Raw genomic sequence first — 26410 nt, 5'->3', positions numbered from 1 at the left:
GTTTAGACGGCGCGCGCCACCGCGTCGATTATCGCCGCCGTGTCGAGCCCGTAGGCGCGATAGAGATCTGGTATGTCGCCGGACTGGCCGAACTTCTCGATGCCGAGCGGCACGACCCGCTGGCCGCGCACCGAACCCAGCCACGACAGCGCCAGCGGATGGCCGTCCATCACCGTCACGATGCGCGCATCGCGCGACAAGGGCGCCAGCAGCCGCTCGATCGGGCTCGCCGAGCGGTCGACCATTCCCGCCGTGCGGCCGCGATTGCGCTGCGCGGCCAGCCAGTCGGTGTGCAGCCGGTCGGGCGAGGTCAGCACCAGCAGGCCGGCGCCGGCGAAGTCGCGCGCAACGCTCTCGTGAGCGGCGATGGCTTCCGGGGTCACCGCGCCCATGGCGACGATGGCCACGTCCGAGCCCTCTTCGGGCGGAGCGTACCAGTAGCCGCCGGACACGATGTCGGCCTGCTGCGCCGGCGTCAGCGTGCGCTCGGGCTGGGCCAGGCTGCGGGTCGACAGGCGCAGATAGACCGAGCCGCCGTCGGGCTGCTGCATGTATTCGAAGCCATGGCGCATCAGCACCGCCAGCTCGTCGACATAGGCGGGCTCATAGGAGACGAGGCCCGGCTGGCCGATGCCGATCAGCGGCGTATGGATACTCTGATGCGCACCGCCTTCCGGCGCCAGCGTCACGCCGGAGGGCGTCGCCACCAGCATGAAGCGTGAATCCTGGTAGCAGGCGTAGTTCAAAGCATCGAGGCCGCGCGCGATGAACGGATCGTAGAGCGTGCCGATCGGCAGCAGGCGCGCGCCGAACAGCTGATGGCTGAGGCCCAGCGCGGCGAGCTGGATGAACAGGTTGTTCTCGGCGATGCCCAGTTCCACGTGCTGGCCCTTGGGCGTCTGCCGCCAGAGCTGGGCCGACACGACCTTGAGCTCGCGGAACACGTCCTCGGCTTCGGTGTGGCCGAACAGGCCGCGCCGGTTCACCCAGGCGCCGAGATTGGTCGAGACCGTGACGTCCGGCGAGGTCGTGACGATGTGGCGGGCGAGTTCGCCGTCTTCCGAGGCGATCGCGTTCAGGATCTTGCCGAATCCTTCCTGCGTGCTCGACTTCCTGTCGTTGGGCTTGGTGAGCTGCGCCGGAAGCGCGATGATCGGCGCCTCGGTGCGGCGGCGGCCCTCGGCGTTGAAAGGTGCTGCATCGAGGAAGGCCTGCAGGTCGGCCGGCGCCGAGGTGAGGCCCGCGAACTTGTCCCACTCCTCGCCGTCCGCGATCCCCATGCCCTTCTTGAAACCCGCCATCTGGTCGAGCGTCATCAGGCCGGAATGATTGTCCTTGTGGCCGGCGAAGGGCAGGCCCTGGCCCTTGATCGTGTAGGCGATGAAGCAGGTCGGCGTGTCGTCGGTGACGTTCTCGAAGGCGTCGACCACGGCCTGCATGTCATTGCCGGCCAGGTTGGTCATCAGCCGGTGCAGCGACGCGTCGTCGTGCTGCTCGAGGATGCGGCGGATGCCGGGATACTGGTTGAGGTCGCGCGTCAGCGCCTCGCGCCAGCCGGCCCCGCCTTTGAACACCAGCGCCGAGTAGAGCGAGTTGGGGCAGGCGTCGATCCAGTCGCGCAGGTGCGCGCCGTCGGGCTGGGTGAAGGCGGTTTCCAGCAACTTGCCGTACTTCAGCGTGACGACGCGCCAGCCGACCAGCTCGAACATTTCGGCGACGCGGCCGAACAGCCGGTCGTTCACCACGCCGTCGAGGCTCTGGCGGTTGTAGTCGATCACCCACCACAGATTCCGGACGTCGTGCTTCCAGCCTTCGAGCAGCGCCTCGAAGATGTTGCCCTCGTCGAGTTCGGCGTCGCCGACCAGCGCCACCATGCGTCCCGTGGGGCGCTTGCCGTCACCCAGGTTCTTCAGCCGCACATAGTCCTGCACGATCGACGAGAACAGGGTCATGGCGACGCCGAGGCCGACCGAGCCCGTCGAGAAGTCGACGTCGTCCACGTCCTTGGTGCGCGACGGATAGGACTGCGCCCCGCCCAGCGCGCGGAAGCGTTCGAGCTTCTCGCGGGTCTGGTGGCCGAACAGGTACTGGATGGCGTGGAACACCGGCGAGGCGTGCGGTTTCACCGCGACGCGATCCTCCGGGCGCAGCACCGAGAAATAGAGCGCGGACATGACCGTCGCCAGCGAGGCGCAGGAGGCTTGGTGCCCGCCGACCTTCAGCCCGTCGCGGTTGGGACGGATGTGGTTGGCGTGATGGATCGTCCAGGCGCTGAGCCACAGCACCTTGCGTTCCAGTTCACGGAGGAGGCGAAGACGCTGGATGGGGGCGAGGGTGGTCATGGCCAACGGATACTCCCGACGGGCTGGAAGGTCCTTGCGTTCGGGTCGCGGAACGGGCTGTATAGGGTAGAATCTACCCCTGAATGAGAAAATAGAGCAATGATATCCCTCGATGCGATCGACCGGCGCATTCTCGAACGGCTGCAGCACGATGGCCGCCTGAGCAATGCCGACCTCGCCGAGCAGGTCGGGCTTTCCTCGTCGCCCTGCTGGCGGCGGGTCAAGGCGCTGGAGGAGGCGGGGGTCATCAAGGGCTATGCCGCCCAGGTCGACGCCAAGTCGGTCGGCCTGTCGGTCAACGTCTTCGTCAGCGTGTCGCTCACGACCCAGACTGAGAAGGCCCTGAAGGATTTCGAGCGGGCGGCGGCCGAGCGGCCCGAGGTGATGGAATGCTACCTGATGACCGGCGACAGCGACTATCTGCTGCGGGTGGTCGTTCCCGACCTCGAGGCGTACGAGCGCTTCGTGATGGACTTCACCAAGATCCAGGGCATCGCTCAGATCCGCAGCTCGTTTGCGCTACGCCCGGTGAAGCAGGGTGCGGCGCTGCCGCTAACCAGGCAAAAGTGAAAGGCCCCTCGCTGCGCTCGGGATGACAATGGTGGCGGGATTGGCGCCGTGCGTCGATTCGAAAAGCGCTGTCATCCCGAGCGCAGCGAGGGACCTTTAAGGTTCGGTTCAATCGAGCTCGATTACGCCGCTCATCATCGGCTTGCAGCGGCCGCCGATGTAGGTGGCGACGACCTTGCCGTCCTTCTTCTCGGCAGAGGCGCGCAGCACGCTGGGCCGGCCCATATCGAAGCCCTGGCCGATGGTTTTGTCCAAGGTGATGTCGGTCTCGGGCCGGTGGTGCGTCAGCACGCCGATCAGCGCCACGTTGGCGGCGCCCGTGGCGGGATCCTCGAGGATGCCGTGCTCGGGGGCGAACATGCGGGTCTGCACGTCGATGTCGCCCTCCTGCGCCTGCACGTAGAGATGGATGCCGACGATGCGGTCGCGCGGCAGGTCGCGCGCGAAGATCTCGGCGCGGGGCGCCGCTCGCTTGAGGGCCTCGCGCGATTTCAGTTCGACGAAGAGGAGCGGTGCACCGCAGGACGCGACCCGCGGCGGATGGACGTCGAGCTTCAGGTCCTCAGGCTTCAGGGAGCAGGCCTGGGCGACGAGGGCGGGATCGATCTCCTCGCCGAAGCTGAGCGGCACGGGCGCGGCCAGGCGCGTCGCCACGACGGCGCCGGCCTCGCGCTCGATGTCCATGGCGACGAGGCCGGCCTTCTCCTCGAAGACCAGCCGGTCGCCGGTCACCGGCCGGCCGTAGCTGGTGCCGGCCCGGGCCAGCACGAAGGCGGTGCCGACATTGGGATGGCCGGCGAAGGGCATCTCGGCCTTGGGCGTGAAGATGCGGACCTCGGCCGTGTGGGCCGGATCTTTCGGCGGCAGGACGAAGGTCGTCTCGGCCAGGTTGAATTCGGCGGCGATGGCCTGCATGCGCTCGCCCGACAGGCCCTGTGCATTGGTGATGACGGCGAGGGGGTTGCCCCCGAACTGGCGGTCCGTGAACACGTCCACGGTGACGAAATCGAGTTTCATGATTCCAAATCTCGCATGGCGCGCTAATCTTCATTCATGACCAAAGCTCAGGCTGCCCCTAAAATCTCTTACGATCATGGCGTCTCGGAGAAGAAGCTGATCGGCGAAACGATCGGCGCTTTCTTCGACCGGACCGTCGAGGCCCATCGCGACCGCGAGGCGCTGGTGGTCCGCCACCAGAACGTGCGCTGGAGCTGGGGCGAGTTGGGGCGGCGGGTCGACGAGCTGGCCGCCGGCTTGCTGACCCTGGGGCTCGAGCGTGGCGACAGGGTCGGTATCTGGTCGCCCAACACCTCGGAATGGACGCTCGCGCAGTTCGCAACTGCGAAAGCGGGACTGGTGCTGGTGAACGTGAACCCGGCGTACCGCCGCGCCGAGCTCGAATATGCGATGAACAAGGTCGAGTGCCGCGCGCTGATCCTGGCGCCCGCCCTCAAGACCTCGAACTATCTCGAGATCGTCGAGGACCTGGTGAAGGACGGCAAGCTGCCGCACCTGAAGCATGTCATCCGGCTCGGCAAGGAGAAGACGCCGGGCATGCTCAACTTCGACGATGTCGCAACGGCCGGCGGCAATGCCGAGAAGGCGCGTATCGCCGAACTGGCGCCGCTGCTGCAGTTCGACGACGCGATCAACATCCAGTTCACCTCAGGGACGACCGGGTTCCCCAAGGGCGCCACGCTCAGCCACCACAACATCCTGAACAACGGCTACTTCGTGGGCGAGGGGCTGAAGCTCACGCCCGAGGACCGGCTCTGCATCCCCGTGCCGCTCTATCACTGCTTCGGCATGGTGATGGGCAACCTGGGCTGCCTGACGCACGGCTCGACCATGGTCTATCCGTCCGAGGCGTTCGATCCGCTGGCGACCCTGCAGGCCGTGGCCGAGGAACGCTGCACGGCGCTCTACGGCGTGCCCACCATGTTCATCGCCCAGCTCGACCATCCCGATTTCGCGAAGTTCGACCTCAAGAGCCTGCGCACCGGCATCATGGCCGGGGCGCCCTGTCCCATCGAGGTGATGAAGAAGGTGCAGAGCCACATGCACATGGGCGAGGTCACCATCGCCTACGGCATGACCGAGACCTCGCCGGTGTCGACCCAGTGCGCCACCGACGATCCGGTGGAGCGCCGCGTCTCGACCGTCGGCCAGGTGCTGCCGCACATCGAGATCAAGATCGTCGACACCGAGGGCCGCACCGTGCCGCGCGGCGAGACCGGCGAGTTCTGCACCCGCGGCTATTCGGTGATGAAGGGCTACTGGAACGACGAGGCCAAGACGAAGGAGGCCGTCGACGAGGCGGGCTGGATGCACACCGGCGATCTCGCGACCATGGACGAGCAGGGCTATGTCAACATCGTCGGCCGCCTCAAGGACATGATCATCCGCGGCGGCGAGAACGTCTATCCGCGCGAGATCGAGGAGTTCCTCTATCGTCACCCGAAGGTGCAGGACGTGCAGGTGATCGGCGTGCCCGACCTGCGCTACGGCGAGGCGGTCTGCGCCTGGATCAAGCTGCATGCCGGCCAGACCGCGACCGACGAGGAGATCCGTGCCTTCTGCCAGGGCCAGATCGCCCACTACAAGATCCCGCGCTACATCGAGTTCGTGCCCGAATTCCCGATGACCATCACCGGCAAGATCCAGAAGTTCGTGATGCGCGAACAGACGATCGAGAAGCTGGGGCTCAAGGCGCAGAAGACGGCTTAGCAAACGCGGTGCGCGTGCCCACCCTTCGAGACGCGCCTCTGTGAGGCGCTCCTCAGGGTGAGGCTTTGATGGTTCGCTCGATTGATTTTACCTCATCCTGAGGAGCACGCCGCAGGCGTGCGTCTCGAAGGATGGGCCACGGACGCGGTGCTTATGGCCGGTGCGCTTCCAGGAACATCCGGATGTGGCGCACCGCCAGCGGAACACGCTCCGGCGTGTCCTTCCACGGATAGAGCGTGACCTGCGAATTGGGTGAGAGCATCGCCACTTCCATCGCCACCTTGTAGGGATGCGGCGGGCTGTCGTCGGGCGCGACGAGGATCGGGGTCTTGCAGGCCTTCACGAACTCGCGCGGCACGGTGAACACGAAGTCGGCCTTCTTGGTGTACATGTTGGTGAGGTACTGGCTCACCTGGTCCATCGTGTACTCCGGCCGCTTCGCCACGAAGTCGGGCCCCCAGCCCTTCATGTTGTTGTCGTAGAACTGGTTGGGCAGTTCGGGGCGGAAGCCCGAGGGCTGCGTCAGGACGGCGGCGATCACGCGGTCGCCCACGCGCTTGATCAGGTTCCAGATCAGCGGCTGGCCGATGCAGTAGCCCAGCACCATGAACTGCTTGGCGCCGAGATGGTCCATCAGGCCGACATGGTCGTCGGTGATGGCATCCCAAGTGCGTTCGATGTCGAGCGGGCCGGTCGACTGGCCGCCATTGGCGTTGCGCAGGTCGGCGCAGATGCAGCGGAAGCGGTCGCTGAATTCCCGCATCGCGTTGAACGGATGGGTCTTGTCGAGACCGGCGATGGTCGAGTTCAGCCCGCCGCCCGGAATGATCAGCAGCGGCAGGCCCGAGCCCATCTCTTCGTAGTGAATGCGGACGTCGCCTTTTTCATAGAACGGCATGGTGTCTTCTCCCTGCCCGGAGCGTGCCACGCGCCGGGGCAGGGTGCAAAGCAGGCGATCAGCCCAGCAGGCGCTTCACCACGTCGAGCTGGATGTGGGCGGCATCGACCATCTCGGCGATCGGCACGCTCTCGTTGGCGGCATGGCCCTGCGCGCCCGAGCCCGGGCCGAAGTTGATGATCTCGATGCCGTCGTCGGCATAGTAGCGGCCGTCGCTCACGCCGGTGGCGTTGAGGAACTTCACCTTGCGGCGGCTGTGGGTCTTCACCGCCGCTTCGAACGCGCCGACCGCCGCGCCGTTCTCGGGCGCGAAGAAGCCGTTGGTGCCGGTCAGGAACTCGACGCCGTACATCGACTTCGGCTCGCCGACGCCGTCGATCACCTTCTTCAGCTCCTTGAAGGCGTCCTTCACCTTCTCGTTGGGCAGCAGGCGGCGATCGATCTCGACGGTGCAGGCGGAGGGCACGACGTTGGTGTTGTGGCCGCCATGGAACATGCCGATGTTGACCGTCGACTTCATCGCGCCCGAGACGCGATCCGCCAGCGCCTTGTCGTAATAGGAGCTGAGCGCGCCCACGAGGCGCATCATGCGCAGGATGGCGTTGTCGCCGGCCGCCGGATTGCCGGCATGCGCCGCGCGGCCCTTGGTGGTGAGGCGCGCCCACATCACGCCGCGCTCGGCCACGATCAGGTTGTTCTCGGTCTGCGCGCCCAGGATCAGGGCGTCCGGCCGGACCTTGCCGCTCTTGCGCAGGTACTCCATGCCTTCGGGCCCGAGATTCTCCTCGTCGGCCACGAATGTGAAGATCAGCTCGCCCTTCTCGGGACCGCCGCGGCGCGCGATCTCCTCGGCGATCCAGATCTGCACCGCCATGCTTCCCTTGCAGTTGCCCGCGCCCAGCCCGTAGACGAGCCCGCCCTTCACCAGCGCCTTGTAGGGATCGCTCTTCCAGTTCGAGCGCTCGCCGACGCCGACCGTATCGACATGGGCGTTGAAGGCGATGACCGGGCCCTTCCCCTTGCCCTTCATTCGCGCCACGACATTGTCGACGCCCTTCTTGCGGGTCGCGATCTCGACCTTGTAGCCCGCCTTCTTCAGGCGCCTGGCCGTATAGGCGCAGATCTCGACCGAGGTGCCGGGCGGGAAGGGGCTCGGCAGCGCGATCAGGTCTGACAGGATCGAGACGAGTTCGGATTGCATCTTTTTCGACATGGCGCGCTATTCCTCAGTGACTGCTGCGAGCGACAGGAAAGGTCTCTCGCTGCGCTCGGGATGACAATGGATGGGTGGCGAAACGGGTACGTCAGCGATTGGCCAGCTCCGCCAGCACCTCGACCAGCACGCGGGCGCCAGCGGCGAGGTCCTGCGGGGTGGCGTTCTCGATCTCGTTGTGGCTGATGCCGCGTTCGCAGGGCACGAAGATCATGCCGGCGGGGCAGAGATGGGCGATGTGCATGGCGTCGTGGCCGGCGCCCGAGGGCATGTCCATGTTGCTGAGCCCGAGCGCCCTGGTCTTCGTCCGCACGAGGTCGACCACCATCGGATCGAAGTTTGTCGGCGGAACGGCGACGACGCGCTCGATTCCGGCGGGGCAGGGGGCAGCCCTGGTGGCTACGATTTCCTTCAGCTTTTTCTCATGAGCGTCCAGCACGGAATCGTCGGGATGGCGCATGTCGATGGTGAAGGTCGTGCGGCCCGGTACCGTGTTGGGCGACCCCGGTGCGACTTCGACCCGGCCGATGGTGAAGCGCAGCGTGTCGTCCGTGTCGGTCGTGGCCTCGTACATGGCCTGGGCGATGCGGACCGCAGCCGCGAAGGCATCCTTGCGGGCAGCGCGCGGCGTCGTGCCGGCATGCGCCTCTTCGCCCTCCGTGGTCACGATGTAGCGGCGGCTGCCCTGGATGGCGGTCACGACGCCGATCGTCCTGCCCTCGTTCTCCAGCCGCGGGCCCTGCTCGATATGGGTCTCGACGTAGCCGTCGAGCGGGAAGCCGGGCGGGCCCTCGCGCATCGGAGCGGGCGCGGCCTTCAGCGTCTCCGCCAGCGCGTCCTTGAGCACGACGCCCTTCCAGTCCTTCACCTGCAGCATCTTTTCGAGGTCGTTGTGGCCGGCGAAGACGGCCGAACCCATGGCGCCGGGCTGGAACCGAGAGCCTTCCTCGTTGGTCCAGGCGACGGCGACCACGGGACGCTTCGTCTTCACGCCGGCATCCTCCAGGGCTTCCAGCGCCTCGAAGGCTGCGAGCACGCCATACATGCCGTCGAAGCGGCCGCCGGTCGGCTGGCTGTCCATGTGCGAGCCGCTCATCACCGGCCGGGCATCCGGCTCGGAGCCCTCGCGCCGCACGAACAGGTTGCCGATCGCGTCGGTGAAGGTCGAGAAGCCGCGTGCCCTGGCCCAGGAACCCAGCAGGTTGCGGGCCGCCGCATCCTCGGGCGAGAGCGCCTGCCGATTGACGCCGCCCTTCGGCGTGCCGCCGAGCTTCGCCATGTCGGCGTGCCTCTGCCACAGCCGGTCTTCCCTGATCGCGTCGGCCGCGCTCATCCCGCTCTCCCAAGCTTGTCGCGCGAGCTATAGCCGCGCCATAGTCGGGCTTCAATCGCCCGGGATCGGGCAGCGCGTTTCAGGGGGCTTCATGCACGACCATCTCGACCGCAACCTGATCGGCTACGGCCCCAACCCGCCGCATGCGCAGTGGCCCGGCGACGCGCGCATCGCCGTGAGCTTCGTGCTGAACTACGAGGAGGGCGGGGAGAATACGGTCCTGAACGGCGACGCCGCCTCCGAAGTCTTCCTGACCGAGACGCCGGGCGGCACGCCCTTCGCCGGAGCCCGCGATCTGTCGACCGAATCGATGTACGAGTATGGCAGCCGCGCCGGCTTCTGGCGGATCCTGCGCCTGTTCGAGGAACGCAACATGCGCTTCACCTCGTGGGCCGTCGGACGTGCGCTGGAACTGAACCCCGCCGCCGGCAAGGCGATGGCCGAGGCCGGGCACGAGGTGGCGAGCCACGGCTGGCGCTGGATCAACTACAAGGACTTCACGCTCGAGCAGGAGCTCGACCACATGAAGAAGGCGGTGAAGGCAATCCGGCAGGCCGCCGGCCGCGCACCGGTCGGCTGGTACACCGGCCGCTTCGGCGTGCACACGCTCGAAGCCGTCGTGAAGCATGGCGGCTTCCTCTACTCGAGCGATTCCTACAGCGACGATCTGCCGTACTGGGTGAAGGTGGGCGGCGCACCGCACCTGATCATTCCCTACACGCTGGAAGTGAACGACATGAAGTTCAGCGTCGCTCCTGGCTTCTCAGCGGGCGACGGCTGGCTGCAGGCGATGAAGGACAGTTTCGACGTGCTGTATGCCGAGGGCGCGCGCTCACCGAAGATGATGTCCGTCGGCCTGCACTGCCGCCTCGCCGGCCGGCCGAGCCGCGCCGCGACGCTGGCGCGCTTCCTCGACTACGTGGCATCGAAACCCAAGGTCTGGGTGGCGACGCGGGAGGAGATCGCGCGTCACTGGATCAGGACGCACCCGGCGGGCGGAGCCTGAAAGCGGCCGGCCTCGTTACAATTGGTACAAGAAAGTACGGTTGGCCGCTTCGACATGCGCGGTTGAGCGCTTTCCGTAGGTCCGCGGCCCGAGAGCCCGTTAAGCCAGCGCAGGCGGCAATTTACGGGGTCGGCTGATGTGACGGCCGATCCTGCGGCGGTAGCGCCCTGGGTGCCATGGCCTGCGGGGGGCGGGGTTTACCCTGGGGATAAAATCATGTGATCAATGGCCGGTCGTGAACATTCATCGAACCGCCACGCTCCCGCTCCTGCTCGCCGGGCTCTGCCTCGGCCCGGGATGCGCCAAGAAGCCCGTCGAGACGGCCGCCGTCCCGCAGGGCCCGACGGAGCACGAGATGTTCGTGAAAGCGCGCAAGGACGAAGTCGTCCAGTCGCTCGCGATTTGCGAGAGCGGCAGCTGGGGACCGCATTCGAGTCGCATCGTCGGCGGGCGCGGCGCCTACCATGGTCGTTTCCAGTACACGGCGCGCACCTACATCACCATGCAGCAGCGGCGTGACGGCACGGTGCTCACGACCCAGGAAGCGATCGAGGCCGCCCAGGACTACGAAAAGGCGGCGGCGCTCACCGCCTGGGTGATGTTCGACCAGGGCGAGACCTGGCACTGGCCGCTCTGCAACCGCAAGCTGGGCCTCGCCAACAAGGTCAGGGAAATCAACGCTCTCTAGCCTGGGCGACGAGCCGTTCGCCCCTTCCGCCCGCCGACAGGCCGGGTGTAGCCTGATCCCGCAGCTGGCCCGGATGGATCGAAATCCACGAGAAGGCGCAGCCTGCGGAGGAAACATCATGAAGATCAGCCGTCGCGCGTTCGTGCACCTGGCCGCGGGTTCCGCTGCCTTGCCCGTGGTTTCGAGCGGAGCTTTTGCCCAGGCCTATCCGTCGAAGCCGGCCCGCATCCTCGTCGGCTTTCCGGCCGGCGGGGCGACCGACATCCAGGCCCGCCTCGCGGCCGAATGGCTGACCGAGCGTCTCGGCCAGCAGTTCATCGTCGAGAACAAGCCGGGCGCCAGCGGCAACATCGCAACCGACACGGTCGCCAAGGCCGCACCCGACGGCTACACGCTGCTCCAGGTCGTGACGCCGCACGCGATCAACTCGGCGCTCTATTCCAACCTCGGCTTCGATTTCATGCGCGACATCGCGCCGGTCATCTGCGCCGCGCGGCTCGCCTACGTCGTCGTGGTCAACCCGTCAGTTCCGGCGAACACGCTTCCCGAGTTCATCGCCTACGCCAAGGCCAACCCGGGCAAGATCAACTACGGATCGGCCGGTCAGGGCACGCCGCAGAACATCGCCTGCGAACTCTTCAAGATGATGACCGGCGTGAATCTGGTTCACGTGCCGTACAAGGGCGGTGCGCCGGCGGTTGCCGACCTGATCAGCGGCCACGTGCAGGTCGTCTTCGCCCCGCTGTCGGAATCGATCCAGCAGGTGAAGGCCGGCAAGCTGCGCGCGCTCGCGGTGACGACCAGGGCCCGCCTCGATGTGCTGCCGGACGTTCCGCCGGTGGCGGATTTCGTGCCGGGCTACGAGGCCAGCGGCTTCGCCGGCATCGGCGTGCCCAAGGGAACGCCGGCCGGGATCATCGAACTGCTGAACAAGGAGCTGAACGCTGGCCTCGCCAACCCGCGGATCAGGAACCGGATCGTCGAACTGGGCGGCACGCCGCTCGGCGGCACGCCGGCGGAATTCGGCGCGATCCTCGCCGAAGCCACCGACAAGTGGGCCAAGGTCATCAAGGCCGCCGGCATCAAGGCGGAATGACCGAGCCTGCTCGCCCCGCGCCTAGAGTCTTTCCGATACAGATAAATCAAACACCCGCCTCATCCTGAGGAGCGCCGCGAAGCGGCGCGTCTCGAAGGATGGGCAACAAACGTGGTGCTCGTGCCCATGCTTCTAGACGGCCCTTCGGGCCTTCTCAGCATGAGTTTGGTGGTGTGATTCGAGGCTACTCGGAAAGACTCTAGCGCAGCTCGGCGCAGAACTCCTGAATGCGGCTGCAGCCCTCGCGGAGGCTCGCCATGTCGGTGGCGTAGGAAATGCGGAAGTAGGGGCTCATGCCGTAGGCCGCGCCCTGCACGGTGGCGACGTGCTTCTCTTCCAGCAGAGCCGTCACGAAATCTGTGTCGTTGGCGATCCTGCGGCCACCCTTGCTGGTCTTGCCGATGCAGCCTGCGATGTTGGGGAACACGTAGAAGGCGCCCTCTGGCAGGTGGCAGGTGACGCCATTGGCGGCGCGCAACATGGCCACGACCTCGTCGCGACGCTTCTGGTAGTCGGCGGCGCGCTCCTTCAGCATCTCCTGCGGCCCGTCGAGCGCGGCGACGGCGGCGGCCTGGCTGATGGTGGAGATGCCCGAGCCGATCTGGCCCTGCATGTTGGTCATGGCCGCGATCATCGCGCGGGGGCCGCCGGCGAAGCCGACGCGCCAGCCGGTCATGGCATAGGCCTTCGAGGCACCGTTGACGGTGAGCGTGCGGTCCTTCAGCGCCGGCTCAACCTCGGCCACGGTGCTGAACGTCGCGTCGCCGTAGACGAGGTGCTCATAGACGTCGTCGGCCATCACCAGCACATGCTTGTGCTTCAGCAGCACGTCGCAGATCTGGCGCATCTCGGCCGGCGAGCAGACCGCACCCGTGGGATTGTTGGGGAAGTTCATCACCACCCACTTTGTCTTTGCGGTGATGACCGCGTCGAGATCGGCCGCGCGCAGCTTGAACTGGTTGTTCTCGGGGCAGGAGACCGGCACCGGTTTCGCGCCGGCGATCACGGCCTGGTCGGCATAGGAGATCCAGCCCGGGGCGGGGATGATCACCTCGTCGCCCGGGTTCACGCTGGCCATCAGCGCGTCGTACATGATCTGCTTGCTGCCGTTGGAGACCATGATCTCGTCGAGCGCATAGTCGAGATTGTTGTCGCGCTTGAACTTCCGCTGGATCGCTTCTTTGAGGGGCTTGATGCCGTCCTGCGGCGGATACTTGGTCTCTCCGGCGAGGGCCGCCCGGTGGGCGGCTTCGACGGCGTGTGCCGGTGTCGGAAAGTCGGGCTCGCCGGAGGACAGGCCGACAATCTTCACGCCCTGGGCGCGCAGGTCGCGCACCTTGCGGGTCATCGCGGCCGAGGCCGACACCTTCACATTCCTGAGACGCTCGGCGACTTCGAACATGGCTTCCTCGGGCAATTGCCTGCGTTACTTGCGTATGGTGAGGGCGATGCCGCCCAGGATGGCCGCCGAGGCGAACAGCAGCCGCGCGGTGATGGGCTCGGCGAGTAGCACCACGCCCCCCAGCGCGGCAATGGCCGGGACGCAGAGCTGGATTGTGGCGGCCGACGTGGCGGACAGCGCCGGAAGGGCCGCGTACCACAGCACGTAGCCCAGGCCCGAGGTCACGGCGCCGGAGATCACGGCGTAGATCAGGCCGGTCGGATCGGGACTGGCCTGCGAGGCGACCGCCAGGCTGACGATGGCGGCGAAGGGCACGGCCCGGATGAAATTGCCGCCGGTCGCGGCCGTCGGATCGCCGGCGCTGCGGCCGAGCAGCGAGTAGATGCCCCAGGCGAGTCCGGCGGCGAGCATCAATGCGGCGGCGATGTAGGGCGGCGCCGAGAGGCCGGGCAGCAGCAGCCAGACCAGGCCCGCGATCGCGACCAGCACGCCGACCAGCCGCAGGCCTGCCAGGCGCTCGCCGGAGAACAGGCCGTAGGCCGTCATGGTGAGCTGCACCGCGCCGAACAGCAGCAGCGCTCCCGTCGCGGCGGTGAGATCGCGATAGGCGAAGGAGAAGCAGACCGCGTAGGCGAACAGCATGGCCGCCATCGGCCAGCTGCCTGCGGCCAGCGGCTGCCGGCCGCGCGAGCGCAGCAGGATCCAGAGGACGAGCGCCCCCGAGGCCAGACGGATCGACGTGAAGGTCGCGGCGTCGATGGCGGTGTCGCGCAATGCCACGCGACACAGCAGGGAGTTGCTGGCGAAGGCCAGCATCGCGAAGGTCGTGAGGAGGGCCGTGCGGGCCGCTCCCGTCGCTGGCACCACCTCAGTTTGCCAGCTGGTACAGCTTCACCGCGTTGTCGCGGGTGATCTTGCGCTTGGCCTCGGGCGAGACCTCCGTCAGTTCCCGGCCGAGGAACTCCTGGCTGTCCGGCCAGATGCCGTCGGGATGAGGATAGTCGGAGCCCCACATGACATTGTCCTCGCCGAGATGGTGCAGCAGCTCGATGCCGACGGGGTCGGTCTGGTAGGTCGCATAGAACTGGCGATGCCAGTATTCCGAGGGCTTCATCTTGAGGTCGAGGTCCTGGAACTGGTCCTCCCATTCGAGGTCCATGTGCTGCAGCACGTAGGGGATCCAGCCGAGGCCTGCCTCGCCGATCACGATCTTGAGGTTCGGATAGCGCGCCGGCGCGCCGGAGAACATCAGCCCCATCAGCATGGTGCTCATGTGCATCTGGAAACCGGTGATGTGCGTGGCGAAGATGCGGCGCTGAACCTCGGGCGTGTACTTCGTGACGTCGGGCGAGCGGCCGCCGATCGTGTGGAAGTGCAGCGGGATGCCGGTGTCGTGGCCGAACTTCCAGAGCGGCTCCCAGAACGGATCCCAGAGCGGCGTCATGTCGGGCCGGTTAGCGATGTCGAGCCCCTTCACGCCGCGCTTGGCGCAGCGCGTCGCCTCAGCGATCGATTCTTGCATGTCGTAGTTCGGGATGTTGGCGAGGCCGATCAGCCGGTCCGGCGCCTGCTTGCAGAAATCGTGGAGCCAGTCGTTGTAGATGCGCAGCATCACGATGGCGGCTTCCGGATCGTTCAGGCGTCCGCTCGATCCCAGCACGCCGTACAGCACCTCGGCCTGCACGCCGTCGCGATCCTGGTCCTTGAGACGATGATCGACTTCGGTGAGCCGGCGAATGCCCTTCTTGCCGTCGTCGTAGAGGCCGGTCGAGGCCATGCGGTCGGAACGATGGATGATGCCCGGCACGTATTCGCGTCCGGCCGAGCCCATGCCGTTCACCAGTCCGAATTTCGCGCCCTTGATGCTCGTCCATTCCGGCCCCTTGGGACCGTCGACGACATGGGGCATGCGCTCCTTCATGGAAGCCGGCGCGTTGCTGGTGAAGAGATCCGGCGGCAGCCAGATCAGGTCGACATGCCCGTCCGCGGAAATCACATCGTACTTCATCGGTCGTTTCCTCCTGGACGCCCCATTCCTCTGGAGTCGTCCATCCAATAGAGTGCGCCGCCTGCCTGCCTGTCGCAATGGGATGACGATGAACGAGACCGAGTGGCTTGCCGAGTTTGCGTCCGCGCTGGAGCGCGGAGACATCGACGGCGCGAGCGCCATGTTCGCCGATGACTGCTATTGGCGCGATCTGGTGGCGTTCACCTGGAACATCGTCACGCTGGAGAGCCGCTCTGCGATTGCTGACATGCTTCGCGCGCGCCTCAGCGATGTGAAACCGGGTTCCTTCCAACTCGCAGGGCGACCCGGCTGGTTCACCTTCGAGACGGTGCGAGGCCGTGGCAGGGGTCACGTCCGGCTGAAGGACGGCAAGGCGTGGACCTTGTTCACCGCGCTGCTGGAGTTGAAGGGGTTCGAGGAAAAGAAGGGCCCGACGCGCGAGCACGGCACGCAGCACGGTGCCTTCAGGGACCGCGTCACCTGGACCGACCGCCGCAACGCCGATGCGCGGGAGCTGGGCTACGAGCGCCAGCCCTACGTGCTGGTGATCGGCGGCGGGCAGGGCGGCATTGCGCTCGGCGCGCGCCTCAAGAGGCTCGGCGTGCCGACGCTGATCGTCGACCGCAACGCGCGGCCGGGCGATGCCTGGCGCAACCGCTACAAGTCGCTCTGCCTGCACGATCCGGTCTGGTACGACCATCTGCCGTACCTGCCTTTTCCCGATCACTGGCCGATCTACACGCCCAAGGACAAGATGGGCGACTGGCTCGAATCCTACACGAAGATCATGGAGCTCGATTACTGGTCCTCGACCGCGTGCAGGCGCGCATCGTTCGACGAGGCCAAGGGCGAATGGACGGTCGTCGTCGAGCGTGACGGCCGGGAGATCACGCTCACGCCGAAGCAGCTGGTGATCGCGACCGGCATGTCCGGCTTTCCGGAGATTCCGGCCTTCCCCGGCGCCGACCGCTTCAAGGGCAAGCAGCATCATTCGAGCCGGCATCCCGGTGGCGAGGGCTGGGCCGGCAAGCGCTGCGTGGTCGTGGGCTCGAACAATTCCGCGCACGACATCGCCGCCGACCTGTGGGAGCACGGCGCCGACGTGACCCTGCTGCAGCGCTCGGCCACGCTGGTGGTGCGCGCCGACACGCTGGCGCGCAACCGGCCGCTCTATTCGGAAGAGGCGGTGGCGTCGGGCATCACCACCGAGATCGCCGATCTCACGACCGCCTCCATGCCCTACGGCGCGCTGCCCAAGGTGATGCAGCCGGTCGTGGAGCAGATCCGCCGCGAGGATGCGGACTTCTATGCGCGGCTGGAGAAGGCGGGCTTCAAGCTGACCTTCGGCGAAGACAATACCGGCATCGGCCCGATGTATCTGCGGCGGGGCTCGGGCTACTACATCGACGTCGGCGCCTCCGACCTGATCGCCGACGGGCGCATCAAGCTCAAGTCGGGCGTCGAGATCGAGCGCATGACCGAGGATTCGGTCGTGCTGGACGATGGCAGCGAGCTCAAGGCCGACCTCGTCGTCTATGCGACGGGATACGGTTCGATGAACCAGTGGGCGGCCGAGCTGATCTCGCCCGAGGTCGCCGACAAGGTCGGCAAGTGCTGGGGCCTGGGCTCCGGCACCGCCAAGGATCCCGGCCCCTGGGAGGGCGAGCTGCGCAACATGTGGAAGCCGACGGCGCAGGAAAACCTGTGGTTCCACGGCGGCAACCTGATGCAGTCGCGGCTCTACTCGATCTTCCTGTCCCTGCAGCTCAAGGCGCGGATGGAAGGGCTGCCGACGCCGGTCTATGGCCGGGCGCCGGTGCATCACAAAGCGTGACGGGGCGCGGGGACGTCGGCGCGATCGGCGACGTAGACTAGAAGCATGAGCCTCCCGTCCCGCCGCCTCCTCCTGTCCCTGGGCCCGTTGCTCGCGGCCTCGGCCTGCTCGTTCAACATGGGTGAGCCCAACCTGCCGAAGACCGACCTCCGCGCCGACCTGAGCGGGGCGCGGATGGTGCCGGCCACCGACAGCAAGGGCGAGGGGTATTTCGCCGCCACCTATCGCCCATCAACCCGGGTGCTGGAATACAAGCTCATTCTGGTGCGTCTGAGCGGCCCGGTGCGGCAGGCCGGCCTCTATGGTCCCGCCGCGCCGGACCAGAACGCGGTGCAGGTCGTACCGATCGACGTGCCCTTCTATGCCGACCGTTCGACGGTGAACGACGGCGTGACGCTGACGGAGCAGCAGGTCCGCGAGGTGCTGGCCGGCCTCTGGTATGTCAACGTGATGACGGAGAAGTATCCCGACGGCGAGATCCGCGGGCAGATCCTGCCGCTGCAGAAGTAGCACCCGTCACCTCGATCGGAGCCTAGCGTAGCGAGGCGAAGTGGAGAGACCTTTTTGCCTCCATTCGACATCTACTGGCGCACAAGAGGTCACTCCACTGCGCCCCTGCGGCGCTTCGGTCGAGATGACGGAGTTGAAGCTCAGTCGAACTTCAGCTTCCAGTCGATCCACTCGCACAGGCCGCGACCCATTACGTCCTCGAGGTCACGTCCCTTCAACCACGGCAGTTCCTCGGTGAAGAAGGTCACGCACTGGCGGTAGGTGCATGGCATGCGGGTGATGTCGGTGCCCCAGAAGAAGCGCTTGGGGCCGAAGGCGTCGAAGATGCGGTGCAGCCCGTCCTGGATGTTTTGGAACGGATAGCCCTTCGTGGAATAGTGCGGCGCGCCGGTCGCCTTGACGGCGACGTTGGGCAGCTTCGCCAGCGCCACCAGCTTGTCGAGATGGATGAAGGCTTCCTCGTCCTGGCCGTGACGGTTCAGCCCGCAATGATCGACGATCATCTTGAGGTTGGGGTGCGCTTCGGCAATCTCGCGGAACTTGTCGGGGAAGATGCCGCCCATGGTCGCGACCGGAATGCCTTCCTTCTCGGCGGCCGGCCAGACCCAGTCGAGCAGCCCGTCGTTCAGCCACTTCTGCTCGGCCGGCTGCAGCAGCGCCCAGCGCAGGCCCATCATGCCGGGCTGGTCGCGCCAGCCCTTGATGCGGTTCCGGCTCTCGGGATCCTGCAGCGGGAACTGGCCCATCACGGCGAAGCGGTCGGGATACTTCTGGGCGGCATCGAGGGCGAGCTGGTTGGAGGTCGGGTCCCAGGAGTAGGGCGGATGGATCAGCGCCGCGTCGACGCCGGCCTCGTCCATCTCCTTCAGTGCCTGCTCGGCGGTGAACTTCTCGACCTTGCGATGCAGCCCCGTGGGCGGCGTGACGGTCTGCGACCAGATGTGGATCTGCGCGTCGACGATCTTCATTGCGGTGTCCTCAGTTCGGGGTCGGCGCGGCGGGGTCGAGCAGCTTCTCGCGCTTCAACTCGCTCCACAGCTCGACCGGGATCTTCACGCTCATGTGGGCGACGTTATGCTTCACCTCGGCAACGCTCAGCGCACCGGGGATGACGGAGCAGAAGGCGGGATGGAACAGCGGGAACTGCATCGCCGCCGCCCCCAACGGCACGCCGTGCCGCTGGCATACGGCCTCGATCTTCTGTGCCTTGTCGACGAGATGCTGCGGCGCGGCCACATAGTCGTGCGTCGCGCCCGTCTTCACGTTGCCGGTCAGGATGCCCGAGTTGTAGGGCCCGCCCAGGATCACCGAAACGTTCCGCTTGAGGCATTCCGGCAGGAACTCCTCCAGCGCCCCCTGTTCGAGCAGCGTGTAGCGCCCGGCGAGCAACATGCAGTCGAAGTCGCCGGCCTTGATGAAGCGGGTACTGGTGTCGCTCTCGTTGATGCCGACGCCGATGGCGGAGATGATTCCGGCCTTGCGCAGCTCGTCGAGCGCACGGAACCCGGAGTCCATCACCGTCCTGAAGCGCTCGTCGAGGAGGGCGCGGTCCTTGATGGTCCAGAAATCGACGTCGTGGACCAGCGCGATGTCGATCTTGTCGAGGCCGAGCCGGAGATGCGAATGCTCCAGCGAGCGCATCACGCCGTCATAAGTGTAGTCGAACTGCGGTACGAAGCCCGGCAGGCCGTTCTCGCGAAAATCCTTTGGGAGCACCTCGCCGGGCTTCCGCACGTGCAGGATGCGACCGATCTTGGTCGAGAGCACGAAGCTGTCGCGGGGTTTCTCCCGCAACGCCGCGCCCATGCGCAGCTCGCTGCGGCCATAGCCGTAGAAGGGCGAGGTGTCGAAGTAGCGGATGCCGGCGTCGTAGCCGTCGTTGGTGAGTTGCACCGCCTCGGCGTCGGAAATCGTCGCGCGAAAGCCGCCCATCGGCGCGCCACCCAGACCGATCTCGGTGACTTCGAGTTTCGTCTTTCCGACCTTGCGGCGCTTGAGCGCTGTCATGTTCGTTTCCTCCGAAGGCAGACGAGAGTACGAATTGCCTCGGCCCAATGCCACAGGAGTTCCGATGAACGACGAGCGCCTCGTTCTGCACGGCAGTTTCACGTCGAGCTCGAGCTACAAGCCGATGCTGTTCCTCGCGCTCTCGGGCCTGCCGTTCTCGTTCCGCACCGTCAACCTGAAGAACGGGGTGCAGAAGGAAGCCGCGCACCTCGCGATCAACCGCTACGGCCAGGTGCCGGTGCTGCGCCATCGCGGCCTGACGCTGGTGATGTCGAACGTGATCCTCGATTATCTCGCGCGCACGACCGGCCAGTTCGAGCCCAGGACCGAGCAGCATCGCTGGCAGGCGCGCGAGTGGCTCGCGTGGGAGAACGACGCCATCACCAACGTGGCCCGCGTCCGCCATTTTGCGCGCTTCCGTCCCGACGTTTCGCAGGACATCGTGAACTTCTTCCGTCCGCAGGCTGAGGCTGCGCTCGACTTCGCCGACAGGTCGCTGGCCGGCCGCGAATGGCTGGTGGGCGATGCCTGCTCGATCGCCGACATCGGCTGCTGGGGCCGCATGGTGTTCGCCCACGAAGGCGGCCTGTCGATCGATTCGCGGCCTAACCTCGCGGCGTGGCGCGACCGGATCAAGGCGCTGCCGGGCTTCGCGCTTCCGTACGATCTGATCCCGAAGAAGGATGCGGAGTTCGAGGGGCGTTGAGGGCACTCAGCGTGGCGGACTGATCGTCATGCTCCGAAGCACGGTATCGGCGATTTTCCGCTGCGCCGGCGAATTGTCCGCAGCTTCGATGCGGTTGAACAGCGCCAGGTGAGTCTTGTCGATCCGTATGATGTACAGCGTCAGCCTGACAACGTCCCCGGCATCGTTCGTCGTCGCCGAAGGGTAGGAAAAGCCCGGAAATCCCGAGATCGAAGCGGCTTCCTTGCGTTTCGGCGGGGACGCTTTCGCGACCCTGAGCGCCACCGTGGCGATTTCGTCGAGGGCGTCGTCGTCCCATGGCTTGTCGCTCGTCTCGAGCAGCAGAGTGAAGGCCATGCTGCGATCGCCGCTCGCCACGAGGAGACTGTCGTCGTCGCCTTCCTCGGTCGTCCAGTCGTCGGGTATGTGCAAGGAGAAGGCCGGATTGCCAGTGCCCGGAAAGCGCACGTCCTTGGCCACGGCAGGCTGGGCGGCGAACAATACGGCATGCAGCGCGACGAGGAGTGAAAGGCTGTCGAGCCTGATTTTCATGTTACGCCGCCTGCTGCCCTTCGACCGTCGGGCCTTCGCTCATGGTCGTGGTGCGGCGCATGTCGCGGACGATGTTGAGGTCGTCGAAGCGGCGGACGCGGTGCATCGTGGTGCGATTGTCCCAGATCACGAAGTCGTTCTTCGTCCAGCGATGGACATAGACGAACTCGGGCTGCGTCGCGTGTTCCATCAGGTCGCGGATGAAGGCCATGGCCTCGGGACGCGGCCAGCCGACGATGGCGCCGATATGGGCCGACAAGAGCAATGACTTGCGGCCGGTGACCGGATGCGTGCGCACGAGCCTGTGCAGCACGGGGCGCATCCGGTGGCGTTCCTCGTCGGTGAAGTCGGTGAATCCGAGCTGGCCGCGCGAATAGATCAGCGAATGCTCGCAGACCAGGTTCTCGATCTCGGCCTTGGTGGCGTCGTCGAGCGCGTCGTAGGCGGCGCGCATGTCGGCGAACTCGGTGTTGCCGCCGTCGCGCGTCACGATGCGGCCGCTCAGCAGGGAATAGCGCGCCGGCACGATGCGGAAGGTGGCATCGGAGTGCCAAAGCCGGTTGCCCAGCGCGGCCATGCGGCGGCGATCGGTTCGTTCGAGGCGCCGGTTGTCCTTGTCGAGATTGGAGACGTCGGCGAAGGCACCGCCCAGGCGCATCGTTGTCGCCGTCAGCGTCGTGTTGGCGCCTTCCTGCAGGGGCCCGAAGTTGCGCGTGAAGGCAAGTTGCTGTTCGTCCGTCATGTCCTGGCCGGGCAACACCAGCACGGCATACCTGTCCATGCCCGCCTCGACGGCGGCGACCTCTGCGGGCGTCAGCGGCCTGGTGGCGTCGATGCCCGTCATCTCGGCGGCGAACGACGATTGCAGCGGCTGGAGCGGACGCGTCTCGATCGGCAACGGGACCTCCCCGGGAAAGGAACCCCTAGCGCAGGGCGGCCGCGATATTACCACCGTCCACGGTCGTGACAGCGCCTGTCGTCTTCATCGCCTTGGCTAGCGAAACGAAGGCCTGCGCCACGTCGTCGGCCGTGACTTCGAGGCCGAGCAGGTTGCCGCCCATGTAATCGGCCTCGCTGAGACCGCGCGCCCTGGACCGCTGTGCGATCATTTCGTCCGTCAGAAGACCGGTGCGGATGCGATCGGCATTCACCGCGTTGGCACGGATGCCGTCGCCGCCATGGTCGAGCGCGTACTGGCGCATCAGGAACAGCGTCGCGGCCTTGGGCAGTCCGTAGGGGCCGAAGTCCGGCCCGGGATTTACCGCCTGCTTGGAGGTGTTGAACAGCAGGCAGCCGCCCAGGTTCTGGGTCCGCATGATGCGGACCGCGTTCTGCGCCACGCTCTGGTGTGCCCAGAAATTCAGTTCGAAGCTCTGGCGCAGCACGGACTCGTCGACGTCGCCGATGCGGCCCTGCCAGGCCGCGCCCGCATTCGAGACCACGATGTCGACACCACCGAAGCTCGCCGCGACCTTGTCGAAGGCCGCGCGCACCGATTTCGGATCGGTCACGTCGCAGGCGACAGCGAAACCCTTGACCTTCGAGACGTCGCGGTCGAGCACCGCCACCTCGGCGCCCTCGCGCGCGAAGGCGGCGGCGGTTGCGGCGCCGATGCCGGAGGCGCCGCCCGTGACGACCACGATGCGGCGCGCCAACGGCTTCTCGGCGGCGCTGCTCAGCTTTGCCTGTTCCAGCGACCAGTATTCGATGTCGAAGATGTCGGGCTCGGGGATGCATTGGTAGGTTCCGAGCCGCTCGGCGTCGGCGATCACCGCCACTGTCGTCTCGGCGAGATCGGCGGCGATCTTGGCGTCCTTCGACGTGTTGCCGATGCCGAACAGGCCGACACCCGGCACCAGCGCCACGCGCGGGATCGGGTCGAGTTCCTTCTTCGCCGTGATCTGCTGGCCGTTATAGCGTTTGAAATAGGCGTGATAGTCGGCCGCGAATTTCTCAAGCGCGGCCTTGGCCTCTTGCTTGAACGCATCGAGCCGGCCGGCTTCCGGCGCGGGCGCGATGAAGGCCACGTTCTTGGTCCGGATCGCATGGTCGGGCGTCACGGGACCCTGCTGGCTGTAGCGCGCGATCTCCTTGCCGTTCACGTAGGCCAGTATTTCCGGCGAGCTGCGGAACTCGAACACGAAACGCTGCGCGGCCTCGCGGCCGCCGGCCTTCGCCGGCAACGAGAACAGGCCGCGCAGGATCGGCGCGATCTCCGCCGCCGTTGCGGGCTTGGCGGGCAGGTCTGCGCCGGGGAAAATCCTGCGCGTGGCCTTGGCGAGGCGCTGCTCGGCCATGGTCACGAGGTCGATCATGCGGACATAGGCTTCCTCGGCGGTCGCCCCCATCGAGAAGATGCCGTGCTTCAGCAGGATCAGCCCCTCGACGTCGGGATGGGCGCGCGCGATTTCGGCGGTCTTCTTCGCCAGCGCGAAGCCCGGCATGACATAGGGCACCAGCGCCGCGCGCTTCCCATAGAGATCGGCGGCCAGTTCGGCGCCGTCGGGCTGGTCGGTCAGGGCCAGTACCGCGTTGGAATGCGTGTGGTCGATGAACTTGTGCGGCAGGAACGCATGCAGCAGCGTCTCGACCGACGGGTTGGGCGCCTTGCTGTCGAGCAGGTTGGCGCGCTGCACGTTCACCATGTCCTCGTCGCTGAGCGCCTGCAGCCCTTCCAGCTCGCGCAGCGGCGCGAGGCGGACGGCGGGCAGGCCGGGCGCCTCGATCGTGCCCATGTCCCAGCCGCTGCCCTTGACGCAGAGCACGTCGAGCGGCCGGCCGGTGACGTCGGCCATGCGCGTCTTCACCGAGGTGTTGCCGCCGCCGTGCAGCACCAGCTTGGGCTCGCCGCCCAGCAGACGCGTCGTATAGACCCGCAGCGCCAGGTCCTCGTCGATGCCCTTGGCGGCGTGGCTGGCGATGGCCTGCCGGGCATCGCTGTCGGACCAGAGGTTCTTCATGGCGCTGCCTATTCTCCCGGCTCGATCCCGGCGTCCTTGGCGATCTTCACCCAGGTCGCGATCTCCCGCTCCTGGTAGGGCTTGAACTGCGCGGGGTCGCGCGGCTCGACGGTGAAGCCGAGCTTGTCGATCTTCTCGACCACCTCGGGCTTCTTCAGGCTCTTCATGATCTCGCCCGAGAGCCGGTCGAGCGCGGGTTGCGGCGTGCCCGCCGGCGCGAAGAAGGCCGCCCACGAGGAGGCATTGGCGCCGGTCACGCCCTGCTCCTCGAGCGTCGGCACGTCCGGCAGCTGCGGATTGCGCTTCGGGCTGCCGATGGCGATGGCGCGGATCGTGCCCGCCTTGATCTGGGCCAGCACGCTGGGCAGGGTCGAATTGGAGATGTCGATGCGACCGCCGACCAGGTCCTGCACCAGCGGCGGGGCGCCGCGATAGGGCACCTGGGTCATCTTGATGCCGGTGCGCGCCATGAATAGCTCGGTCGACAGGTGCGAGCCCGAACCGATGCCGGTCGATCCGTAGTTCAGCTCGCCGGGCTTGGACTTGGCCAGCGCGATCAGCTCCTGGATGTTCTTCACCGGCAGGTCGTTGCGCACCACGAAGACATGCTCGAAGGCGCCGGCGCCGGCCAGCGGTGCGAAGTCTTTCACCGCGTCGTAGCCCGGCTCCTTCAGCATGAACATGTTGTTGCCGTGCGTCTGGTTGTTGCCGAAGGTGATCGTCTGCCCGTCCGGCTTGGCCTTGGCGACGGCGCGCGTGCCGATGGCGCCGGCGCCGCCCGACACGTTCTCGACCACCACCTGCTGTCCCAGCGGACCCGAAATGTCGGCCGCGACGATGCGCGCGATCACATCGGTCGGGCCGCCGGCCGGATAGGCCACGACCATCTTGACGGGGCCGGACGGCGTCCAGGTCTGTGCGAACGCGGATTTCACGAATGGCGCCGCGACGATGAACGCGGCGAGATGACGGCGCTTCAACATGATGCTGGTCCCGGATGTGGTGACGAAGCCGATGAACTGCTGCGGTATAGAGGATCGCCCCCTGGGGTGCACGCGACGGCTTCGCGCACCGCACGCGGGCGCCCGGTTGCGCCCAGGGGCCAATTTCGCAATCCTCCAGGCATGGCGACCGCGTCCGATTTTGCACAGAAGCTCGGGCTGGTATTGAAGACCCTCAATCTCAGCCGCGGCAAGCTTGCCCAGATGATCGGCATAGACAAGTCGGTGGTCAGCCGGTGGGTCTCGGGTGCCACCGTTCCCAGCGATCACAACCTTTCGCTGCTCACGGAGGCCATAGCCCGCTCCAGGGCGGATTTCGGTCGTGCGGACTGGGACCTCGATACCGTGGCCTTCGGTGCCCGCTTCGCCGGCGAGGGCGTGCCTTTCGACCGGCCGGCCGTCGCCGTGCTTCCATTCGCCAACTTGGGCGGCGAGGCCGATCAGGAATATTTCGCCGGCGGCATCACCGAGGACATCATCACGGCCTTGTCGAAATGGCGGTCGCTTCTGGTGATCGCCCGCAATTCGACCTTCACCTATCAGGGGCGGGCCATCGATCTTCGCCAGGTCGGGCGTGAGCTCGGCGTGCGCTATGTCGTTCAGGGAAGCGTGCGGCGCGCCGGCGATCGCGTGCGCGTCACCGCCCAGTTGAGCGAAGCGGATAGCGGCACCCAGCTCTGGGCCGAACGCTATGACGGGAGTCTCACCGATATCTTCGCCATCCAGGACCAGGTGACGGAAAGGGTCGCCGTGGCGATCGAACCCGCGGTCACGCAACACGAGCATATGCGCACCCGCAACAGGCTGCCGGAGAACATGGCGGCATGGGACCTGTACCTGCGCGGCTCGTGGCACTTCCATCAGGTCGGCCTGGAGGAAGCGGCGAAGGCACTCGACTACTACCGTCGGGCGATCGCACTCGACGATACCCTGGCCGATGCCCATGTCGGCATCGGTCGCACCCTGTTCCAGCAAGGCATCTACGGCTTTCGCCACGACCGCGACGTTGCCTTCGAGGAATCTGCGGCCGCGGCGCGCCGGGCGCTGGCACGCGATCCGCAGAACGCGCTCGCCTACTACGTGCTTGCGCTGTCGGCGGCGCATGACGGCGGTGCCGAGACCGGGATCGACCATGGCCAGCAGGCAGTGCGGCTCAATCCCAATCTCGCACCGGGCTACTTCGCGCTGGCCGTCGCTTGTACCTTCGGGGGGCGGCCCGTCGACGCGCTGGCCGCCATCGACACGGCGCTGCGCCTCAGTCCCAACGACCCTCAGAAATTCGCGTGGCTGGCCCAGCGCGCTTCGGCGCTGTACCTCGCCGGTCGCTTCGACGAGGCGATCGAGACGGCACGGCACAGCATGGCGGTGCGCTGGTTCCATACGGCCTGCCGCGTCATGGCGGCGAGTTATGGTCAACTGGGCAGCGAGGCCGAGGCGCGCGCCGCGGCGGCCCAGCTTCTCGCGGCAAGCGATGGCGCCGACAAGAGCATCGCCGAGGTCGTGCGCTTCTTTCGCCGGCCGGCCGATCGCGAACTCTACACGGAGGGCCTGCGCAAGGCCGGCCTGCCGGAGGCGTAG

At 66.6% G+C, this 26410-nt stretch carries 23 protein-coding genes; 9 read left to right on the top strand and 14 right to left on the bottom strand.

Annotated features, from left to right (window positions below):
- Positions 1-2 precede the first annotated feature (2 nt).
- On the bottom strand, positions 3-2342 hold the full coding sequence (locus LJ725_RS13610; protein WP_230551207.1) for a transketolase: 2340 nt from the start codon (positions 2340-2342) through the stop codon (positions 3-5).
- Positions 2343-2441: 99 nt separating this feature from the next.
- Here LJ725_RS13610 and LJ725_RS13605 point away from each other — a divergent pair, with 99 nt between their 5' ends.
- Positions 2442-2912: an Lrp/AsnC family transcriptional regulator gene (locus LJ725_RS13605; RefSeq protein ID WP_230551206.1), complete on the top strand. Its 471-nt coding sequence runs from the start codon at positions 2442-2444 to the stop codon at positions 2910-2912.
- Between the two features lie 108 nt (positions 2913-3020).
- Here the strand turns inward: LJ725_RS13605 and LJ725_RS13600 are convergent, their stop codons facing one another.
- Positions 3021-3929 carry a PhzF family phenazine biosynthesis protein gene (locus LJ725_RS13600; protein WP_230551205.1) on the bottom strand — a complete coding sequence of 303 codons (909 nt, stop codon included), beginning with the start codon at positions 3927-3929 and terminating at the stop codon, positions 3021-3023.
- A gap of 36 nt (positions 3930-3965) precedes the next feature.
- On the opposite strand from LJ725_RS13600, the gene LJ725_RS13595 reads away from it, so the two are divergent.
- Complete coding sequence (locus LJ725_RS13595; RefSeq protein ID WP_230551204.1) at positions 3966-5639, top strand: AMP-binding protein; 1674 nt, start codon at positions 3966-3968, stop codon at positions 5637-5639.
- Positions 5640-5790: 151 nt separating this feature from the next.
- Here LJ725_RS13595 and LJ725_RS13590 read toward each other — a convergent pair whose 3' ends face one another.
- The 3 genes from LJ725_RS13590 to LJ725_RS13580 all read right to left on the bottom strand — a co-directional run bounded on the left by LJ725_RS13590 (position 5791) and on the right by LJ725_RS13580 (position 9083).
- Positions 5791-6537 (bottom strand): alpha/beta fold hydrolase, encoded by a 747-nt coding sequence (locus LJ725_RS13590; RefSeq protein WP_230551203.1) that lies wholly within the window; start codon positions 6535-6537, stop codon positions 5791-5793.
- A gap of 58 nt (positions 6538-6595) precedes the next feature.
- On the bottom strand, positions 6596-7750 hold the full coding sequence (locus tag LJ725_RS13585; RefSeq protein ID WP_230551202.1) for a M20 family metallopeptidase: 1155 nt from the start codon (positions 7748-7750) through the stop codon (positions 6596-6598).
- A 91-nt stretch (positions 7751-7841) separates the two neighbouring features.
- Positions 7842-9083, bottom strand: coding sequence for a Zn-dependent hydrolase (locus LJ725_RS13580; RefSeq protein ID WP_230551201.1), 1242 nt, complete (start codon positions 9081-9083; stop codon positions 7842-7844).
- A gap of 91 nt (positions 9084-9174) precedes the next feature.
- On the opposite strand from LJ725_RS13580, the gene puuE reads away from it, so the two are divergent.
- The 3 genes from puuE (at position 9175) to LJ725_RS13565 (ending at position 11873) form a co-directional block, all read left to right on the top strand.
- Positions 9175-10089: an allantoinase PuuE gene (gene puuE, locus LJ725_RS13575; RefSeq protein WP_230551200.1), complete on the top strand. Its 915-nt coding sequence runs from the start codon at positions 9175-9177 to the stop codon at positions 10087-10089.
- A 235-nt stretch (positions 10090-10324) separates the two neighbouring features.
- Positions 10325-10777, top strand: a complete 453-nt coding sequence (locus tag LJ725_RS13570) for a hypothetical protein (protein WP_230551199.1) — start codon at positions 10325-10327, stop codon at positions 10775-10777.
- Between the two features lie 118 nt (positions 10778-10895).
- Positions 10896-11873: a Bug family tripartite tricarboxylate transporter substrate binding protein gene (locus tag LJ725_RS13565; RefSeq protein ID WP_230551198.1), complete on the top strand. Its 978-nt coding sequence runs from the start codon at positions 10896-10898 to the stop codon at positions 11871-11873.
- A gap of 199 nt (positions 11874-12072) precedes the next feature.
- On the opposite strand, the gene LJ725_RS13560 is transcribed toward LJ725_RS13565, so the two are convergent.
- The 3 genes from LJ725_RS13560 to LJ725_RS13550 are packed head-to-tail and all read right to left on the bottom strand — an operon-like array spanning position 12073 to position 15283.
- Positions 12073-13275 carry a pyridoxal phosphate-dependent aminotransferase gene (locus LJ725_RS13560; protein WP_230551197.1) on the bottom strand — a complete coding sequence of 401 codons (1203 nt, stop codon included), beginning with the start codon at positions 13273-13275 and terminating at the stop codon, positions 12073-12075.
- A gap of 24 nt (positions 13276-13299) precedes the next feature.
- Complete coding sequence (locus LJ725_RS13555) at positions 13300-14142, bottom strand: DMT family transporter (protein WP_230551196.1); 843 nt, start codon at positions 14140-14142, stop codon at positions 13300-13302.
- 1 nt (position 14143) lies between these two features.
- The gene (locus LJ725_RS13550) at positions 14144-15283 is read right to left on the bottom strand and encodes an amidohydrolase family protein (protein WP_230551195.1); all 1140 of its coding nucleotides are present in this window, start codon (positions 15281-15283) and stop codon (positions 14144-14146) included.
- A gap of 88 nt (positions 15284-15371) precedes the next feature.
- Here LJ725_RS13550 and LJ725_RS13545 point away from each other — a divergent pair, with 88 nt between their 5' ends.
- Both LJ725_RS13545 and LJ725_RS13540 read left to right on the top strand, forming a co-directional pair.
- Complete coding sequence (locus LJ725_RS13545) at positions 15372-17117, top strand: NAD(P)/FAD-dependent oxidoreductase (protein ID WP_230551194.1); 1746 nt, start codon at positions 15372-15374, stop codon at positions 17115-17117.
- Between the two features lie 45 nt (positions 17118-17162).
- Complete coding sequence (locus LJ725_RS13540; protein ID WP_230551193.1) at positions 17163-17627, top strand: CHRD domain-containing protein; 465 nt, start codon at positions 17163-17165, stop codon at positions 17625-17627.
- A gap of 140 nt (positions 17628-17767) precedes the next feature.
- Here LJ725_RS13540 and LJ725_RS13535 read toward each other — a convergent pair whose 3' ends face one another.
- Together LJ725_RS13535 and LJ725_RS13530 are read right to left on the bottom strand one after the other, a co-directional pair.
- On the bottom strand, positions 17768-18595 hold the full coding sequence (locus LJ725_RS13535; protein ID WP_230551192.1) for an amidohydrolase family protein: 828 nt from the start codon (positions 18593-18595) through the stop codon (positions 17768-17770).
- 10 nt (positions 18596-18605) lie between these two features.
- Positions 18606-19634 carry an aldo/keto reductase gene (locus LJ725_RS13530; protein ID WP_230551191.1) on the bottom strand — a complete coding sequence of 343 codons (1029 nt, stop codon included), beginning with the start codon at positions 19632-19634 and terminating at the stop codon, positions 18606-18608.
- A gap of 64 nt (positions 19635-19698) precedes the next feature.
- On the opposite strand from LJ725_RS13530, the gene LJ725_RS13525 reads away from it, so the two are divergent.
- Entirely contained in the window at positions 19699-20340 is a 642-nt protein-coding gene (locus tag LJ725_RS13525; RefSeq protein WP_230551190.1) for a glutathione S-transferase family protein, read from the top strand.
- 6 nt (positions 20341-20346) lie between these two features.
- On the opposite strand, the gene LJ725_RS13520 is transcribed toward LJ725_RS13525, so the two are convergent.
- Genes LJ725_RS13520 through LJ725_RS13505 form a run of 4 tightly spaced genes read right to left on the bottom strand, consistent with a single transcriptional unit; the run spans position 20347 to position 24814 of the window.
- The gene (locus LJ725_RS13520) at positions 20347-20871 is read right to left on the bottom strand and encodes a hypothetical protein (protein WP_230551189.1); all 525 of its coding nucleotides are present in this window, start codon (positions 20869-20871) and stop codon (positions 20347-20349) included.
- Between the two features lies 1 nt (position 20872).
- Positions 20873-21769, bottom strand: coding sequence for a TauD/TfdA dioxygenase family protein (locus LJ725_RS13515; protein WP_230551188.1), 897 nt, complete (start codon positions 21767-21769; stop codon positions 20873-20875).
- Positions 21770-21794: 25 nt separating this feature from the next.
- Positions 21795-23831 (bottom strand): bifunctional aldolase/short-chain dehydrogenase, encoded by a 2037-nt coding sequence (locus LJ725_RS13510; protein WP_230551187.1) that lies wholly within the window; start codon positions 23829-23831, stop codon positions 21795-21797.
- 8 nt (positions 23832-23839) lie between these two features.
- Positions 23840-24814 carry a Bug family tripartite tricarboxylate transporter substrate binding protein gene (locus tag LJ725_RS13505; protein ID WP_230551186.1) on the bottom strand — a complete coding sequence of 325 codons (975 nt, stop codon included), beginning with the start codon at positions 24812-24814 and terminating at the stop codon, positions 23840-23842.
- Positions 24815-24955: 141 nt separating this feature from the next.
- On the opposite strand from LJ725_RS13505, the gene LJ725_RS13500 reads away from it, so the two are divergent.
- Entirely contained in the window at positions 24956-26410 is a 1455-nt protein-coding gene (locus LJ725_RS13500; RefSeq protein WP_230551185.1) for a tetratricopeptide repeat protein, read from the top strand.

Origin of the sequence: Reyranella aquatilis, assembly GCF_020880995.1 — a bacterium.
In the GTDB taxonomy this organism is placed as follows: domain Bacteria; phylum Pseudomonadota; class Alphaproteobacteria; order Reyranellales; family Reyranellaceae; genus Reyranella; species Reyranella aquatilis.
The sequence above is the reverse complement of the archived record's forward strand: the minus strand, read 5'-3'. Positions and strand labels throughout refer to the sequence as shown.